We start from the raw sequence: 17288 nt of genomic DNA, 5'->3' as shown, positions 1-17288 counted from the left end.
TTTGTCAAAGAGACTGCTGTAAAATTACCCGTTTCAAAACTCAACTTGAATCCTTTTCAGGATCTTTGTTTTCTGTTTATCAACCGTGCATTATGAAGATACGATGCCAAACAGATCCATTCCAAATTTTTGTCCTGTTTTGTACTCACTTGTTTTAAACAGGATTATGCACATAGATTACGCATATAATGCACATCAATACACATTAAAAGCAGCGCATATTGACATTAACAGATAAAAAGGATACTGCACAACTTGCACGATACCAATAAGCCTTTTGACGTAAGGGCTATGCAGTGGTCGGATTCAACGTAAGCTATTGCTTTGTTTAGATAGCAAAATTTAGGCATCTTTTTTCCGGTTCGTATTGAAATTGTTTCAAAAGCGATGATAACTCAATACGAATAATATTCAATTTTTTATACCTTTAAAGTCATTGGCAACCATGGCTGATGGTGTTTGCACAATAAACGCTCCATAGGTATGTTGAATCAGTTCGTTTGTAATCTTCTACGAATTTTCGGTTATCAAGTCGAATAACTCTTTGCGTTAATTAAACCATTTTTATTATAAGTATAGCTTTTAATGTGAATATTAACTTATATACTGAAGTCCTGTTTTATGCTGAATGAGTTATTGAGCTACCCAAAAGATTGAAAATGCATTACTTGATAGAAGGCTTAGTTGGCGAGAAATGACTGTGAATGATTTTCCATTCATTGTCATCTTCCATCCTATACACTTCTGTACAATTTTCTTTCCAGAGCATTTCACCTGAATACATATGTAGGTTATAAGTCAATACTGCCATTGTATCTGTTGATTGCACAGTAGGATTTATCATTTCGAATGTTTCTATTTTCACCTTCCCTCGCATACCTTCATACAATTCTTTTATTTTATTCCATCCATCAATTCGCCACTCATGGGCCGGGTCGAAATAGGTAAAATCCTTAGAATAAAGGTCAAGATAGGGAGAGGGATTACCATCAAGCCATGCATCCATAGCAACTTTCCCTAAAGCAATAATAGTTTCTGTAATTGTATGTTTATTCACAACATTTTTATTTATTCGTGTATTAGAAAATTTTCAGACTTAAAGTTGCTATAATATCCAATAGAAGTAAATTTAAGACATCTTCTTCCTGCCAGATTCCCTTTTACCTCAATGTCTGTTAATACTTCCATAGTTGCTTCTAATTATTACTAGTTGCTCTAATTATTACGCCGTGAAAATTGAGCAATAGCCCCCATCTATTGATATACGGCACCATTATAATCCATCAAGGTTGGGGTATTTTTCTTCAAATAAAATAGGAATTTAAAAGGACTTCCTATATCTCAAGGTTTTGATGATACAAAATTAATTAATTTGAGTTACAAGAGATTATGAAATATTACGCCAATTGCTGACAATTAATACATTATCCCTAATTACACTATGCAGGCAAATAACAGTTTGGTAACTGAGCTTTTGCAGACCCTTGTTTTAAGAGTAAAAATCGCTCTGTGACACTGAAAGACAGAAGTGGACTTAAATAATTATCAATTTGTAAATTATTTCTATTATCTGTGATCTGCTTTGCTAAACTGCTTTCCAGATAAAAAAAGAGCCAACCTGATCCGGCGGCTCTTTTGAATATATAAAAGTATTGGTATACGAAATATTAATCTGCTCTGTAAGCTGTGATGGCATCTGTTACAGATCTGGTGCCATCTTTATCTACCTGTACAATCCTTACGAACAACTTCCCTTCACCGCTAACATCTACCTGATCGCCGTTTTTACTACAGGAAGCAAAGGTCAACCCTATACCCATCACCATCATAACTGAGAGCAGCAACCTGTTTTTCCTGTTTAAGAACAAAAGAATTACTGCCAAAGAGAGCAAAGAAATACCCATAGCAGCCATAGGCACATCAATGGTTTTAATAAAGCTGTAAGAAATAGTTTTATCTGAATTACCATCCACTGCTTTTGTATCAACGGTTCCTATATTAGTAAAGTGCTGCCCGTCTTTTGAAACTTCGATCTCAAAACGGGTGTTGTTGATCTCAGATAAAGTGCTCCAGTTAAGGACCAGTGACCTGTCCACAATTTTTGCAAATATGGGCCCGTATACCACCGGTAAAATAGTTGTATTAGGGAAATAACTGGCGGCAAGGTCTGCAATATACCTTGGATTATCGTTGCTGATAGGACTATTAGATATTACTAATTGATTGTCGCTGGCATTCCGGGTTAATAAATACACCCCGCCCTGGCTTGGATCATGGTCGTCCTGTACCGCAATATAAAAATTACCCGTTGAGGACACTGCCAGCCCTACCACATACTCCGAGAAATTACCGCCTCCGGATTTTACTACCTGATATTTTGTTACCAGGTTGGTGGTACCGCTGCTTGTTGCAGATATAGCGCTTGCGGGTGCAAAATAAATAACGGCATTGCCGTTTGCCTGGTCTTCATTTATCAAAGCGTAAAGGTTTCCGCTTCCGTCAAAGGCAATATCTCCATTGCGGAGATTGGAGCCGGGAGTATTACCGTTTAAGGTAATAGTTCCAAGCGTTTGCAAACTGGTTACGGTACCCTGCCCTGTTAAAGGGTCTGTACCGGGTTGAAACCTGGCTAAAGATATGGTACCATTTTCGTCCGAAAAAGTCAGATATATCCAGCCGTCAGGAGCCGCCGACATCGTTCTGAATACAGCAGTAGTGGTTGCTGCACCGTTAATATCACCAGAGTACACTTCCTGTGATGAAGGTGGCGTATTTACTGAAATAGTCGGATAAGCGGCTATTGAATATATTTCAAACGCTCCCTGGTTATTTATTTCGTTCGGAACGTAAGGAATATAATATAAATAACCATTACCGGCCAAAGCCATAGCTGCACTTAGCGTTGTATTATCGCCCGTAGCATAAGAAGCATTAACGCTGGCCCCGGCTCCTGTATTAGGATCGATATTTACAATTTGCCTGATACCGGGGGTATTATAATTGCTTATCGTATAGAGCGTATCCTGCGCTTTAACCGCGGAAAATGTGAACAAAAGCGTACTTAAAAAAACTAACCCATTTTTCATAAGATGAAATTTTAATAATTAATAAAAACCCAATCAGAAATTTATGCTTTTATTGAATACCAGCAGGGAGAGACGGCGCCAATAAAATTCTAAAGGACCGTACCGGTTTCCGGAAAGCCAGTATTTTGAGAAAATGATCTGGATAAAAGTTGTTACTGCGAACAGCAAAACAATAGACACGTTCGTCAAATAAGCGGCACCGTTAAGCGCAAACGGAGCGAATAAAATACCACCGATGATCGACTGAAGGATATAGTTTGTAAGGCTCATCCTCCCATAAAAACGTAAGGATGAAAAAGCGTGCGACGGCAATATGTTGTAGATGAAAATAATTAAAATAATATATATAAATGAAAAAGACAGACCGTACCAGTTAGATATAACCAACAGGAGCTCCTTTGATACAGCCGTTTCTACAGCCCATTTTTTGAGTACTATGCATCCGGCAATTACCAAAACCGGGATCCATAAATAATTGAGGCTTTTTTTCCCTTTTTCGATAAACCTTACCAACCGGCCGCCCGCTCCCAAATAATAACCCAATAGCATCAGGCCGATTGTCTGGCTTACCCTTCCTACTTCGAAAGCCCACAAAAAGTTTCCGAGCTGGCCTTTTGTCAGGTTGGTCCACATAATTTCAAGGAAGCTGCCGTTGGCGATGGTATGATTGACATCGTTGATAAGTATGGAAGAATGAAGCGCTGTGAGATTGATGTTCCCGTTAAAGAGATTAATAAGGATCTGGATCCAGGCTATTGGCTGCAGCAGGAAGAAGCCCGCTATATATGGAGCCCATTTTAAAGGAAGCCTGGTTAACAATAAAACAATAAATCCTACGATCATATATACGCCCAGTATATCGCCATCGGGGAAAAAAAGAGCGTTTAAGCATGCAAATGGCATCAACCCTAGTAATCTTTTAAAAGAACGCATAAATGGCCTTTCGTTGGCAGATTGGTTCACCAAAAACATAGAGAAGCCAAAAAGCAGCGCAAAAATCGGATAGGTTTTGTCCAAAAGAAAATGATAATCTGCCGCTTCAATCCATTTATCGATTTTATATAAAAACGGGTTGTCCGAATAAACGCCGCCATTGTAGTCAAACCGGGAAATAAAATGCCTGAGAGAAATTCCCAGCAAGGCAAAACCCCGAAGTACATCTATGACTTCAATCCTATTAACTATATTTGCTTCTAAACGTTGCATTAATGGAGGGCGATTAAATAAAATTGCTTAATCAGAATGCTAAATAAGTTCTTTTGAAAAAGTTTGTAAGTGCCTTTTAGACCAATACAGTGATTTTTTCGATGAACAGCTCCATTTTTTAGTTAAACCGTGTCGGGAAAATGATAAAATTGATCGCCATCGACCTTGATGGCTCTTTATTGAATGATGAGAAAAAGCTTCCTCCGGATTTCTGGCAGGTAATTCCGCAGGTATTTGAAAAAGGTATTACGGTAGTTATAGCCAGCGGCCGCCCTTTCCACAATGTATCTGCTGTTTTTGAAAGGATCAAAGATCAGCTTTATTTTGCATGCGACAATGGCAGCTTTGTAGTACATGCGAATGAAGAAGTTTTGGTAAGCCGGCTTGATGAATCGTCTATAAAAAATTTCATAGAAATATCGAGGTCTATAAAGGATGTGTACCCTGTTTTATGCAGCAAGCATATTGCTTACCTGGAAGACTGTAATGAATCTTTTAAAAAACAGGCGCTTACATATTACCAGGAATTTAGAATTGTGGAAGATCTTACGATGGTTGATGATATGATTGTAAAAATATCCTTGTGTGACCTGGCGGGTTCTGAAACCAACAGCTATCCTTTTTATAAACCGTTCGAGAACGATTTTAAGATAGCCGTTGCAGGGAAGATCTGGCTGGATATCACTAATATAAATGGCAGCAAGGGAAATGCGATCAAAGCTATACAGCGCAGGCTGAACATTGAAGCGGAAGAAACCCTGGTTTTTGGTGACTACCTGAATGACCTGGATATGATTCAAAATGCAGGATACAGCTACGCTATGAAAAATGCCCACCCGGCTATATTAAGAGCGGCAAAGTATATTACAGAACTGGATAATAACCAGGGAGGTGTAACAGATACCATTAAAAAGCTGCTGAACCTGTGATGCCTATAAAATTTATCGCGGGGATCTAAGTAATAATTCTGTTTTGTAGGCATAGCGTTTATCCACGAGATTTGGCAGACAGAGGGTGGACAATTTTTCGAATCGTTTTTAAACTGCTGATACAGTAAAAATTAATTGCCAAACAGCCGTTCCATGCACTGTGGAATGCTTTTGCTGTAATCTATCTGTACCGGCTGGTAATGATGTACCCAGTTCAGAAATAGCGATTTAAAGTCGCCCCCTATTTTTTCAATTGTCATAATGCCCATTTCCTTTAATGCAGCACCATTGCAGCACTGCTCATACTGACCCCGGATAGGTACCGCCATTATTTTTTTACCCAGGTGAATCGCTTCCGAAGGCGTTTCGAAACCGCCGCCCGTAATGATGGCGTGGCAATTTATCATGCTCTTATTGAAACGTTTTTTGTCTACCGGCAAGAAACGGATATTGCCCACCTCGTGCGCCGCAGTGCTTTGACCGCTAAAAATTTCGAACCTGAAATCTTTAAAAGGTAAAAATAGCGCAATCAGCTGTGGCTCACAATAAGAAGGCAGGTACACGGTTATATGGCCCTCGTCTTTCGGGTCTGCTTCCAGGATCTCTTTTTTAATAACCGGGGTAACGATAAAATCATCATAGCTTTTAAAGTGCAAGCCAATATATTTGTCGGCCTTTGCATAACTTTTTAATAGCCATTCGCCGGTTATGCTTTTTTGCTTCGGGCGCGGCACTTTCATCGACTGGAAGCTGGCCTGGTGGCCGAAGTTCACAGACGGAATTTGTTTCGCAGCACAGGCTTTGGCGGTTATGTACTCATAATCATTAATAACAAGATCATATTGCTCCACAGGCAGCTCATTGACCTGTTTTCTTAAGGCAACAGGATTAATAGCTTTTGCAATTTTCCAGTAATTGAGCGAACCATTGCAGGTATAATATAAACTAAGCCCTTTGCTTCTGTATGCTATGGGCGCATCCAGCTTTAAATGGCTGTTATCGCCGCTTAAAAAGATATCTACTTCTCCATATTGCTGCAGATACGGCAGCAACTCCATGCTGCGGCTTATATGACCGTTGCCTGTAGCCTGTATGGCATAAAATATTTTCATGAATTATTGGGTTAAAGAATGCAGGTAAAAGGAAATTTCGCTGGTTAAAACCTGGGGCTGCGATGCATAACGTGCTGGTTTTTCGATCACCATATCTTTTTCGTTGTAATGATATATCTGCCATTCACCGTTATAATATTCAAGCGATGTCATATTCTCCACCCAATCGCCTGAATTGAGGTAACAAACTGAACCTTTCCCATTGGTAACGGTCCTTTTTCGGGGTTGATGAATATGCCCGCATATCACTGTATCAAAATTTTTTTCGATGGCGATCTCTGCTATCTTTTGCTCGTATTCATCGATTTTAATCACCCGCTTATTAAACTGCTGCATAATAGCCTTGGCCAGCGACAGCTTTTCTTTTCCGAAAAGCTGCATAAAAAAGTTAACAGCCCTGTTAAAGCCCAGCAGCATGGCATATCCGTTGCTTCCCAGCTTTCCCAAAAACTTTGCCTGCCGGGAAGAAGTATGATCAAATACATCACCATGGAAAATCCATGTTCTTTTCCCATTCACTTCTATAGCAATTTTATCGGCCAGTAAGAAATTACCCAGCTCCAGGTCAGCATATTTTCTGAAAACGTCGTCATGATTGCCTGTAATATACACTACACGCGTGCCCCTGGTCAGCTTGCTGAATATTTCTTTAATGGCAGCAATATGAGTGGGGGGAAAATAACGTTTGCTAAACTGCCAGCCGTCAATAATATCTCCGTTAAGCACCAGGAGCCGGGGTTCGATACTTTTCAGGTAGGCTGTAAACTCCCGTGCCCTGGAAGCGTAGGTGCCTAAATGCAGGTCAGATATTACCACCACCTCAACCGGTCTTTTATTCATGGTTTAGAGTTTATCAAAACTCCGTTCTTGTTATAAACTAATTGTTATGGAAGTATTATGAGATTATTATGAAGTTATCTGAAACCGATGTGCAGGATAGTCAAATTAGCCTTTTCATTCTTATTAATCATCTAGAGGTAACCTGCCAACTGATGAGACAACAGAAGAAAATGATAAGGCGTTCCTGGCAGCCGGGAACGCCTTACACGGTGTGTATGACCGTCAATTTTTCAGTCTTACTTCGTTATTCTAAACCAGTCCACATCTATAAACCCTGCATCATTAATTTTTATATCACTGGTTATGAACAATCCTACTTTGGAACCGATCCATTTGCCGGGTGTGGATTTTATACTGCCTGCTTCAGTAAACTTTTTGCCATCCAGGCTATAACTGAATACACAGGTAGTATCTGCTTTAAACTGCATACGGAAGTACACCTCATGCTGGTTTAGCTTTACCACTTCCTTTTCTGTTTCCTTGCCGCCACGGTCGGCTTTTTCGCAGGAAGTAAATACAATGTAGCTGGCATCCTGTTTTCTTTTTATGGCAATGCTTCCATAGTTCATAGCCATAGTAGTTAAGCCAGCTTTCTCTCCTGTAAATTTTTCACTGGGTGTAAAACTGATTTTTGTGGTGGCAGTAAACGCATCATTAGGAAATTTTTGCAGCAGCACATGAGGTGTGTTCCACAAAGTCTGCTCTTGTTCTACCGGATGAGCAAATAAACGCAGCGCTCCTTTCTGAGTATTCATAAAGCTCCAGGTAGCCTGGGGATTGGCCTGCCATTGCCATTGCAGGCCTAGTTGCAGCTCGTTGAATTCGTCCGACTCTGCCGGGTTTTGTACAGGATAACTATTGCCTACATTGGGCTTTTTATATTTTAGTACCGGGTTACCGGTGCCATCACCGTCTTTATCTTCGCCAATTACCGGCCAGTCGTTCACCCATTTCATCGGCTGCAGATGCACTACGCGCCCGATAGTCTCTTTATCCTGGAAATGCAGGAACCAGTCTTCGCCGGTTTGTGTACTGACCCATGCGCCCTGGTGTGGCCCGTTTACAGAAGTTTTTCCCTGCTCCATTACTACTTTACGCTCGTAAGGCCCATAAATATTTTTACTGCGCAATACCAGCTGCCAGCCGGTAGCCACACCACCTGCCGGTGCAAATAAATAATAGTACCCATTGCGTTTGTAAATCTTAGGGCCTTCGATGGTGGGGTCTATTCCATGCCCATCATATACCATTACACCGTTGTTAATGACCTGGGTTCCTTCCGCATTCAGCTCTTTCATCACCAGAATGCTTTTGATACCTGCACGGCTTCCGGCATATGCAATGGATAAGTATACTTTGCCATCTTCGTCCCAGAAAGGGCATGGATCGATTAAACCCGAACCCGCATCCACCAAAACCGGATCGCTCCAGGGGCCGGTGATGTTTTTTGCCTTGGTAACATAAATACCAAAATCGGGATCGGGATAATAGATATAAAATTCCTCTTTATGATAACGGATGGCTGGCGCCCATACGCCATTGCCATGCTGATTTTTATTAAACACTTGTAACGGAACCTGGCGCTGCAAAGCATGACCGATGATCTTCCAGTTCACCAGGTCTCTCGAATGAAGAATCGGCAGGCCCGGTACCTGGTCAAAACTGGACGCGATCATGTAAAAATCATCGCCCACCCGTATAGCATCGGGGTCTGAATAATCTGCATTGATCACAGGATTCTTATAAGTACCGTCCCCGTTATCAGGGCTCCAAACCTGCGATACATAAGGCTTCTGGGCATGGAGCGAATAACTTAAAGCCACCAATACGATGGTAAACATCTTTTTCTTCATGTGTTATTTTTTGTTCAGTTATGCATAGCAGATAAAGTGAGTGACACAAGATAGCTGATAGTAGTACCACAGCCGGCCTAATCATTTACATCCCATCCATGCAAAATATTATTAATGGTGTACTGCGCCGCTTGTTCTTTGGTTAGCTGGTGCGACCAGCCGGCACGCTTCGTCTTGCCAGCACCTTTTCCGGTTGAATGATATTCGCCATAAAAAACAGTTTGTTCATTTGATACCTTACCCCAGTTGTTCCAGCCTTCCGGTTTTACCACCTCTGTCATCGTACAATCTATAAAAACGGTTTTGGCGTAAGGCCTCCAGGGACGGCCCAGGAAAAATGAAGCCGGTGGCGCATCTCCCTCTATGCTGCATTTGATAAACACGTAGCCGTATTTTGCCGAATCCGGGGTACTGGCTGCTGTGAAATAGCCGGCTTTCTTTCCATAAATGCGGCACTCCTCGAACACTGCTGTTGATGAGCCAAAGATGAAATCCACGGTACCTTCTATATAACAGTTTTTATAATACTGCCGGCTTCCTGCCCCATAGCCCCAGGTATATAAGGTATCCTGGAAACCCAGGAATTTGCAATTCAAAAATTTCACCCTGTCTACCGCCACTCTTACGGCTACTGCCTGCCCCACGGGACCGGAGCTGTTCTCAAACGTAATATTCTCTGCGGTAAAACCATCGCCATGTATAAAAAAAGAGGCGCTGCCGCTTGTTCCTATCTCTTTTCCAAATTCATTTTTTTTAGAAGCGTAATCATCAAAGGTCAAAATAACACTGTCTGCATGCTGTCCAATAAATTTCACATTTGTCTTGGTATCTGGCAACATCAGTTTTTCTTTATACACACCATTTTTTATATAAATGACCGTTTGGTTTTTACGAAGATCGGGTACTGCATTGATTGCTTCCTGTACGGTTTTAAAATCACCGCTGCCATCTTTGGCAACAATAATACCTGGTTGGCTACAAAAAGCTGTCATGCTGAAAAAAAACAAAGGAACTATTATCATCAGAACAGCATTAAAAGAATAAGACCGGAGGTTTCCTTCGTCAGGCTCAGGATGACATTCCTCTTTTTCCAGAACATCTGTTGCAAATAAATTCATCAATTAAAAGGAATTGGGGTTAAAAAATTCATTTCTTTCATCCATAAATGCAGCAGCGGCAGCCACAACTCAGTGCTGCCAGGATTTTCTGTGAGGCGTATGCCATGACCACCCTGGGGAAATACATGCAGGCTGGCATTTATATTATGGTCAACCAACGCATTGTAATACATAAGGCTGTTGCGAATATTCACTGTTTTATCATTTTGCGCATGGGTAATAAAAGTAGGTGGTGTGTAAGCAGACACCTGTTTTTCAGCAGAGTGCTTTTCAATACTGGCCACAGAAGTATCTGCACCCAGCAGGTTTACCCTGCTGCCCTTATGCGCCCATTGTCCCATTGAAACAACCGGCGATAGCAGTACTGCAAAGTCTGGACGATATTTAACCGTATCCAATGCATCATTTATCCTCGTTAGATCCTCAGGCTGTGTTGAAAGCATGGATACCACGTGCCCTCCGGCGCTAATGCCCATTACGCCTAATTTATCGGGGTTGATCTTCCATTTAGCCCCATTAGCCCTGATGTATTTGACGGCACGCTGTGCATCCTGTACTGGGGCATTGGCACGATCAGTAAGATTGCGTTGATGCGGCAGGCGGTAGATGAGCACAAAAACATTAATGCCAAGTGTATTGAACCATTTGGCAAAATTAAAACCGTTATACACATAAGAAGCTCTTTGATAACCACCTCCGGGACATATCAGAACCGTAGTACCTGTATTCTCTGCTTTGGTAGCAGGAAAAGCATAAATACCCGGTGTTTCAACCTCCCATATACGTTCATCTACAATACTGTCTTTTACTGGAATTTTATTAACTCCGGGTATTTTTCCTTTTTCCCAGACAGGATAGAACTCCTGGGCTGAAAGCTTAATGCCAAAGCAGAGAAGCAGCATCGTAATAAATACTGCTAATTTTAACCTCATCCATCGCAGCAGCCAGGAGCCTGGCCGACCACTTTGCCTTATTGTGCAGACACATTTTCGATAGTATTTGTCTTTCCACTTTTTTCTTGATAAAAAAGTGGAGCAAAAAATCAAGGCTGTGAAAAAATCGGCTAAAAACAACCTTGTAAGCCTAAACCCGCCAAACTCGCTCCGAAGATGCTGGCAATTATCCAGATCCTGCAGGCTCGGACAATGGCGGCTTTTTAACGGCTTACTGCAATTGTTTTTTAACGCCACTTTTTCAAGGCCACTCTCAAACGACACCAGAAACTGTACAAGCCACCTATTATTAAGATTGATAGTTGCTATTTCTTTTCGGGCCATATAAATGGTTTTAATGAGGTTTGTTTGAACCAGTCTTTTTCGCCCGGCAGATCAGGATTGCAGGAGGCGAAAATATTTTCCAAAGTATAGGCTACAGCTTCTTTATCTGTAAGCTGTTTGGCCCAGCCAACACGCCCTGCAGGATTAGCGCCCGCCCCTGTATTTTTATATTCTGCATACAGAACCGTTTTTTCATTTTCGGGATTGCCCCAGTTATGCCAGCCTGCTGCAGCAATTTGTTCAGGCAGCTCACAACGTATAAAAACCGTTTTAGCGTGAGCGCGCCATGGCCTGCCCAGGTATACTTTGCTAACTTCACCAGTGGCCTGGATTTTACAGTCTAAAAACACATAGCCAAACTTTTTGCCCGGCGTAGTGCTGGCAGCGGTTATGTAAGAGCTGGACTTTTCTTTTATTATACAATTCTGAAAAACAGCCGTGGATGGCCCGAAGATAAAGTCGGTAGTGCCTTCTATGTAACAATCAATAAATAATTGCCTCGAAGTTTCACCGGCGCTGAATATAGTATCCTGATCGCCTATGAGCTTACAATTCTTAAACACTGCTTTATCGGCATCTACATACAATGCTACCGCCTGCCCCACGCGGCCTGCACTGTTTACAAAAGTGATGTTTTGCGCCGTAAATCGGTTACCCGATATCTTGGCCGTAAACGAAGTGAAGGTAGTAAGCTTCCCGCGCCCGGAATAATCATTGAATGTGATAATGGTTTTATCCACATCTTCACCAATAAAAGTAACATCGGTATTGTTCGCAGGTAATTCTATCTTTTCGTTATACACGCCATTTTTTATATACAGGGTTATGGGCGCCAGCGGATAAACCCGCATGGCATCAATAGCATCCTGTATATATTTAAACTCCCCACTGCCGTCTTTTGCAACAGTGAAGGTATATTTGTATTGTTGGGGATTCGAGGTTTGTGCCTGTACAACGCTTGCCATTAACATTACTATCATTATTATAAAACCCGCGACAGCGCTATTATGCCTCCATCCCTTAAAATTGTATTTTACTTTTTTTTTCATCAATAAGGATTTTTTAATCAGTTTTATTGAAGCCAGCTCCAGTACTTCGCCCAATCGAGCAAAATATCGTTTCGCCACCTGGAAATCGTTTTGCCGCCCTGTATTTTCCCATCATATAATTCAGGCTCCCATTTGTCTGTGTACCAATTAGCTCCCAATACATAATCTGTCGCATTCCTTTTTCCCGGCCAGTTATTTGTCACAACCAATTGGCCATCGCCTGTAGGGAAACCAGCTATGGAGGAAGTAACTTTATAAGCAACTGTTTCGGCCTGCTTGGGTGCATACTTTAAAACATATTGTCCATTACCTAAATAATACCCTGCCCATTTTTGTGTGCTTTTCTGATAGGGTGTTTCCATCCAAAAGCAAGCGGAATCTGAAGGGATCGTTATTTCAGGTCCTTTCAGCCTAAACTCCACAATGGTGCAAAAAGCTACTGTATCATTTAAATTGGTTACCCTGTCGTAAACAACACGAGGGCTATATTTAAATTTTGAAAAACTGCCACCCCAGCTTTCACGCGCCGGGTTATTAGGATCACCATCCATTAAATATAACAGCGAAGGCGTATCTCCCATTTTTACCTCGCCATTGTAATAATTTTTGAAATCTTTTCCCAAATGCCCGGCGGCCTTGATATACTTTCCGTAATAGTCTGTCGGCAGCAAACTATCAAGGATAGTGCTGTTAGAAAAAAAGCCATAATAAGAAGCATTCACTTCTATCAACCATAGGCCGGGAAAATGCTCAGCAATGTAAGCATAGCTGTTGGCGCTCCATTTTTTATTAGGTCCTCCGATCCAATATACTTTTATGTTCTTCTGAATATCGGGGGCATCATGTAAGGCCTGCGCCAGGTCGTCCAGCCCGCCCCAAACCAAAACCCATAAGGGTTGGGTATTTTTTTCCCTGGCGCATTTAATGATCCAGTCGGAACCTTCTGTTGCCGCTAAGTATCCTCTATAAGGAACGGCCCCTAACCGTCCCTGTTTACAAACCGCCCGCAGCTCATCAGGTGCCGGATACCCTTTCTGATGCTTTTGCAGCTTTGGTAAATCCTTTTCGTACAGATCGATCATACGCAGCAATTCACTTTTATTGCCCGTCCCGTAAGAGGGTGATGAGACCAGCCCCTCTGTATGAAACAGGTGGGCATACATCAAAAAATGGGTGATGGACTGGTTGTCATCAGGGTCGGTACCGCCAATATCGGTACTGATAAGCACGCGCGGCTTAACCGGCACTGGTTGCTGGGCTGCTGTTGCCATACAATAGAAAACAGGCAATACGAACAGGAAGGTTTTTATACTCATCTTTTAAAATACGCTTTTACCTGTTTTTAATTTTCTGAGCAAGACCAGGTGCCACGATCCTGATATTTTTCAACACTATTTGCGCTACCAGCCTTGCACCCAGCTCGCTGAAATGCGTATCATCCGCTTTCCCATTGGGATAATTAGGATGCTCTCCCGGCGCCAGGTGCAAAAACAACAGTTTTGAATGCTCCACTCCTAATTGCTGGTATAGCTGCTGAGACTGCACATCCAGGTCTATCAATGGCACTTTCTGTTCTGCTGCAACATTACGCACTATCTGCGCATACACATCGTGCGTACCTGTTATTTTACCGGTACTGTCGAACTTTCTCCTGGCTACAGGAGTGATCAAAACAGGGTTGGCTCCTTTAGCCTTTGTTTCGCTGACATACCTTATCAGATTATTTTTAAATTCTGTTTCGGTAGTAGCGTTTTTCTTGGTAGGCACTTCATCGTTATGGCCAAATTGTATCAACACGTAATCGCCGGCAGCGGCTTCATCCGTTATTTTTTTCCATAAGCCTTCGTTAATAAACGATTTAGTGCTGCGGCCGTTCTTTGCAAGGTTCACTACCTGCACGGTACTATCCCAGAAATACACAAACGGCATTCCCCAGCCGGTTTCGGGGTAGGCTTTGGTTTCTTTAATAGCACAGGTAGAGTCGCCAGCCAAAAAGATTGTAATTTTCCTTTGAGGCATTACAAATGCCAGTAAAGGCAGCAATACAATGGCTATTATTACCCGTTTTTTGTTCATTTCTTATTCGTTTAATTATTTTTTAAAACATTCTTTCCCGGCGCCCATTTCGCCTGCCATTCGGGATACCTATCTAACACCCGCTGGGGAGCATAAGTATACCAGGCGTATCCGTCCCTTCGCTCCCTGTCCACTTCTGCCAGCGAATACACTACTTTGCTGTCCCGGTTGCAAAACATAGGCCTGTGAGTGCCTAATTCGTAATACCTTGTCCATACAGGAGGAGCCGCAGAATCTGTAACCACTACCCTGTCGGAAGTGCTGACCCGGTAATTGGTAACCAATGTATCGGCTTTAACAGTCTTAACCCTTGTATAGTAGATTTTTGAATCTTCAAACCAGCGCACTGCAGCCTGTATGGCGTTGATTATTTTTTGATCGGGGTGATCGATGTCCATCAGGAACTGCGCCACACCCGAGCTTTCTCCATTACAAATTGAAGGGGGTTCAAACTTTCTTGCCCAGGCGGGCGCTAAGGTAACTTCATCGTGTTGCTGGCACCATACGGTTAAAGTACCGTTATCTGTTATCTGTGTTTTTAAAATACAATCAATACCCTTTTCATAAGCCTTTATGATTCTTGCCCGCAGCTCATCATCTATAAAATCGTACAACGGTTCTTTATCTGCAATATGTTTCAAGGCCTGCACAATACCTTCCATCCCTCCGTCATTATAAGTTATATGGCTGCTATAATTATTTTGTAACGGATAGTACTGCGGCCAGCCGCCGTTTTTATATTGTGCAGAAAGTATGTATTCCAATCCTTGTATTGCTGCATTTTTATATTTTATCTCTTTTGTGGCTTTATAAGCAATAGCCAGCGCTCTTACCTGTGTGTAGCCGGTACCATTGTCGAAAGTAGTATTCAGCACATTTTTATGTTTGGCTACTTCCTGCTTTTGCTCTTCAGTAAGAACTGCAAACATATCGTAGTTTTTAGGCCATCCGCCATTGGCTTTCTGAAATAGCAGGATGTTATCGGCAATCTGCCTGACATCAGCAGGCTTGTACCGTGGCCTGCCCGGCAGTGCATTGATCATGTTGTTCTTGTCGGCAATGCCATACCAGTGGCCGGCATTGTCTGCAAAAGGGCGGGGATCTATCTGATCAATAACCTGCTGCGCATTTAATGATAAGAAGAATAGCCACGAAAAGGAGAGCATTATTAGTTTTTTCATCAGTACATTTTTATTTTACTGCCAGACCATTTATGTACACTTCAATATTGGTATAGCGCTTATCCAATGTATATGCTGAAGCATCAGCCGTACTATGTGGATCGAGCTTGTTTTTGATCTCCCATTCATCAGGCATACCATCTTTATCTGTATCTAGCGGAGGATCCAATTGTTGTAAATAGGGCCATGCATTTACTGTCTTTTCGTATGTTGTTCCATGCGCATATCCGCCCTGTACATCAATAAACCGTCCTTTCCTGTTCTTAACATCATTGATGATCCTTTCATCCAAAGTGTCTCTTTCGGGCATTACGGCCCCAGCGAACCGTAAAACATCGCTGTATGCATCTGCAGCAGATGTAACGGGCATGTCCAATACCGCAAAAGGCCTGGTCACAACGGCCAACTGTTTATGGCTTTCTGTTGCGCCTTTATCCAAATGTACGCCCAGCCAGTTGTTTTTACTTACATCAGCAGCGCCATCTACATAATTCCCATTTACATAAAAACGGCCATAAGGATTATTCTCTTCTTTACTTTTGGTGGGGTTCACGATCCTGAACCTTACATTTATATTGGTAGAGGGTCCATACCTGTAATAGTTATTTACAATATTGTAGCTGCCATTTTCGCCTCCATATACATTATTGTGCCCCCAATTATAGATCACATTATTCCTGAAATCTGCCAGCTCTTCACTTTCCCCCATCCGTACCCCGTTAAACCTTGGCGTGCGGCTGTTGCAATGAGCAAACAAGTTATGATGGGCGCTGAAATGCTTTCCACCCCAGATACCGCCATACCCATGATGTTCAAAATCTGTATCGCCTTCTTCAAAATGATAGGAATAGTTTAACGGCTCGCTGATAATGTTCCATTGCAGCGTAGTGCTATCGCCCCTGTAAACAGAACACACTTCATCGGTGCTCCAGCTCATACTACAATGATCTACGATAATATTCTTTCTGCCCGACCCGCCAAACGCATCATCTGCCCCGCCACCATCTACCATTCCCTTATTTTGATAGCGGTCGCCCATCCGGAACCTTAAAAAGCGGATAATAATATTGTCACCAGATAGTGAAATTGGATAATCGGCTAAACAGATACCACCGCCCGGCGCTGTTTGCCCGGCAATAGTTACATCGCCTTTAATATTCAGCTTCGACTGTAAATGAATGGTACCCGAAACGTTAAAAACAATGATACGCGCACCTTTAGCGTTTACAGCTTTTCTCAGGCTCCCATCGCCGGCATCATTTAAATTTGAAACAACCAGCACTTTCCCTCCGCGCCCGCCTGTAGTGTATTTGCCAAAACCTTCTGCACCGGGAAAGGCAATAGGCTTATCTTCCAGGTTGCTACCCGTCCTAAGGGTTTGCTGTGATCTGCAGGACAGAAACAACATCTGCCAAATAAAAAGAAATAGAATCGGGTTGATTTTCATTTGTTCTTTTTTACTTTTATCTCAAAATATTGTATATAGAAGCGCTTTTATAAATAGCCTGATTTTTCAAACGGTATTTGCAGGAAGATTAAGGCATAGCATTTACCAGGTTTT

The 17288-nt window shown here is 42.1% G+C and carries 14 protein-coding genes; 1 reads left to right on the top strand and 13 read right to left on the bottom strand.

The annotated features are described in order from the left end of the window. Window positions 1-664: 664 nt before the first annotated feature. The 3 genes from ACYVBM_RS12215 to ACYVBM_RS12205 all read right to left on the bottom strand — a co-directional run bounded on the left by ACYVBM_RS12215 (window position 665) and on the right by ACYVBM_RS12205 (window position 4292). Window positions 665-1057: a YybH family protein gene (locus ACYVBM_RS12215; RefSeq protein WP_460685943.1), complete on the bottom strand. Its 393-nt coding sequence runs from the start codon at window positions 1055-1057 to the stop codon at window positions 665-667. A gap of 610 nt (window positions 1058-1667) precedes the next feature. Further along, window positions 1668-3086 carry an NHL repeat-containing protein gene (locus ACYVBM_RS12210; RefSeq protein ID WP_460685942.1) on the bottom strand — a complete coding sequence of 473 codons (1419 nt, stop codon included), beginning with the start codon at window positions 3084-3086 and terminating at the stop codon, window positions 1668-1670. A gap of 33 nt (window positions 3087-3119) precedes the next feature. Continuing rightward, window positions 3120-4292: a DUF418 domain-containing protein gene (locus tag ACYVBM_RS12205; RefSeq protein WP_460685941.1), complete on the bottom strand. Its 1173-nt coding sequence runs from the start codon at window positions 4290-4292 to the stop codon at window positions 3120-3122. A gap of 140 nt (window positions 4293-4432) precedes the next feature. Between ACYVBM_RS12205 and ACYVBM_RS12200 the strand changes: the two genes are divergently transcribed. After that, window positions 4433-5221: an HAD family hydrolase gene (locus ACYVBM_RS12200; protein WP_460685940.1), complete on the top strand. Its 789-nt coding sequence runs from the start codon at window positions 4433-4435 to the stop codon at window positions 5219-5221. Window positions 5222-5352: 131 nt separating this feature from the next. On the opposite strand, the gene ACYVBM_RS12195 is transcribed toward ACYVBM_RS12200, so the two are convergent. The 10 genes from ACYVBM_RS12195 to ACYVBM_RS12150 form a co-directional block, all read right to left on the bottom strand. Then, window positions 5353-6333 (bottom strand): glycosyltransferase family protein, encoded by a 981-nt coding sequence (locus ACYVBM_RS12195; protein ID WP_460685939.1) that lies wholly within the window; start codon window positions 6331-6333, stop codon window positions 5353-5355. A 3-nt stretch (window positions 6334-6336) separates the two neighbouring features. Beyond that, the gene (locus ACYVBM_RS12190; protein ID WP_460685938.1) at window positions 6337-7173 is read right to left on the bottom strand and encodes a UDP-2,3-diacylglucosamine diphosphatase; all 837 of its coding nucleotides are present in this window, start codon (window positions 7171-7173) and stop codon (window positions 6337-6339) included. A gap of 236 nt (window positions 7174-7409) precedes the next feature. Next, window positions 7410-9026 carry a glycoside hydrolase family 43 protein gene (locus ACYVBM_RS12185; RefSeq protein ID WP_460685937.1) on the bottom strand — a complete coding sequence of 539 codons (1617 nt, stop codon included), beginning with the start codon at window positions 9024-9026 and terminating at the stop codon, window positions 7410-7412. A 77-nt stretch (window positions 9027-9103) separates the two neighbouring features. Further along, window positions 9104-10144, bottom strand: coding sequence for a pectinesterase family protein (locus ACYVBM_RS12180; protein ID WP_460686012.1), 1041 nt, complete (start codon window positions 10142-10144; stop codon window positions 9104-9106). Continuing rightward, window positions 10144-11421 carry an alpha/beta hydrolase gene (locus ACYVBM_RS12175; RefSeq protein WP_460685936.1) on the bottom strand — a complete coding sequence of 426 codons (1278 nt, stop codon included), beginning with the start codon at window positions 11419-11421 and terminating at the stop codon, window positions 10144-10146. Before ACYVBM_RS12175 ends, ACYVBM_RS12180 begins: the two co-directional genes overlap by 1 nt. Further along, the gene (locus ACYVBM_RS12170) at window positions 11403-12470 is read right to left on the bottom strand and encodes a pectinesterase family protein (protein WP_460685935.1); all 1068 of its coding nucleotides are present in this window, start codon (window positions 12468-12470) and stop codon (window positions 11403-11405) included. The genes ACYVBM_RS12175 and ACYVBM_RS12170 overlap by 19 nt, the downstream gene beginning before the upstream one ends. A 23-nt stretch (window positions 12471-12493) precedes the next feature. Beyond that, the gene (locus ACYVBM_RS12165) at window positions 12494-13786 is read right to left on the bottom strand and encodes a nucleoside hydrolase-like domain-containing protein (protein WP_460685934.1); all 1293 of its coding nucleotides are present in this window, start codon (window positions 13784-13786) and stop codon (window positions 12494-12496) included. A gap of 16 nt (window positions 13787-13802) precedes the next feature. Then, on the bottom strand, window positions 13803-14546 hold the full coding sequence (locus ACYVBM_RS12160; RefSeq protein WP_460685933.1) for a rhamnogalacturonan acetylesterase: 744 nt from the start codon (window positions 14544-14546) through the stop codon (window positions 13803-13805). Between the two features lie 11 nt (window positions 14547-14557). Then, window positions 14558-15727, bottom strand: a complete 1170-nt coding sequence (gene pelA / locus ACYVBM_RS12155; RefSeq protein ID WP_460685932.1) for a pectate lyase — start codon at window positions 15725-15727, stop codon at window positions 14558-14560. 10 nt (window positions 15728-15737) lie between these two features. Beyond that, window positions 15738-17174 carry a pectate lyase family protein gene (locus ACYVBM_RS12150; protein ID WP_460685931.1) on the bottom strand — a complete coding sequence of 479 codons (1437 nt, stop codon included), beginning with the start codon at window positions 17172-17174 and terminating at the stop codon, window positions 15738-15740. Window positions 17175-17288 lie beyond the last annotated feature (114 nt).

The organism is Niabella aquatica (genome assembly GCF_054779315.1).
Note: the sequence above shows the minus strand (reverse complement) of the source record. Positions and strands in the feature narration are given on the sequence as shown.

Bases quoted from the DNA above. Each gene is read 5' to 3' on its own strand.
- ACYVBM_RS12175 (WP_460685936.1), bottom strand. From the start codon at position 11,421: ATGGCCCGAAAAGAAATAGCAACTATCAATCTTAATAATAGGTGGCTT.
- ACYVBM_RS12180 (WP_460686012.1), bottom strand. From the start codon at position 10,144: ATGAATTTATTTGCAACAGATGTTCTGGAAAAAGAGGAATGTCATCCT.
- ACYVBM_RS12160 (WP_460685933.1), bottom strand. From the start codon at position 14,546: ATGAACAAAAAACGGGTAATAATAGCCATTGTATTGCTGCCTTTACTG.
- pelA (WP_460685932.1), bottom strand. From the start codon at position 15,727: ATGAAAAAACTAATAATGCTCTCCTTTTCGTGGCTATTCTTCTTATCA.
- ACYVBM_RS12205 (WP_460685941.1), bottom strand. From the start codon at position 4,292: ATGCAACGTTTAGAAGCAAATATAGTTAATAGGATTGAAGTCATAGAT.
- ACYVBM_RS12190 (WP_460685938.1), bottom strand. From the start codon at position 7,173: ATGAATAAAAGACCGGTTGAGGTGGTGGTAATATCTGACCTGCATTTA.
- ACYVBM_RS12200 (WP_460685940.1), top strand. From the start codon at position 4,433: ATGATAAAATTGATCGCCATCGACCTTGATGGCTCTTTATTGAATGAT.
- ACYVBM_RS12170 (WP_460685935.1), bottom strand. From the start codon at position 12,470: ATGAAAAAAAAAGTAAAATACAATTTTAAGGGATGGAGGCATAATAGC.
- ACYVBM_RS12185 (WP_460685937.1), bottom strand. From the start codon at position 9,026: ATGAAGAAAAAGATGTTTACCATCGTATTGGTGGCTTTAAGTTATTCG.
- ACYVBM_RS12165 (WP_460685934.1), bottom strand. From the start codon at position 13,786: ATGAGTATAAAAACCTTCCTGTTCGTATTGCCTGTTTTCTATTGTATG.
- ACYVBM_RS12195 (WP_460685939.1), bottom strand. From the start codon at position 6,333: ATGAAAATATTTTATGCCATACAGGCTACAGGCAACGGTCATATAAGC.
- ACYVBM_RS12210 (WP_460685942.1), bottom strand. From the start codon at position 3,086: ATGAAAAATGGGTTAGTTTTTTTAAGTACGCTTTTGTTCACATTTTCC.
- ACYVBM_RS12150 (WP_460685931.1), bottom strand. From the start codon at position 17,174: ATGAAAATCAACCCGATTCTATTTCTTTTTATTTGGCAGATGTTGTTT.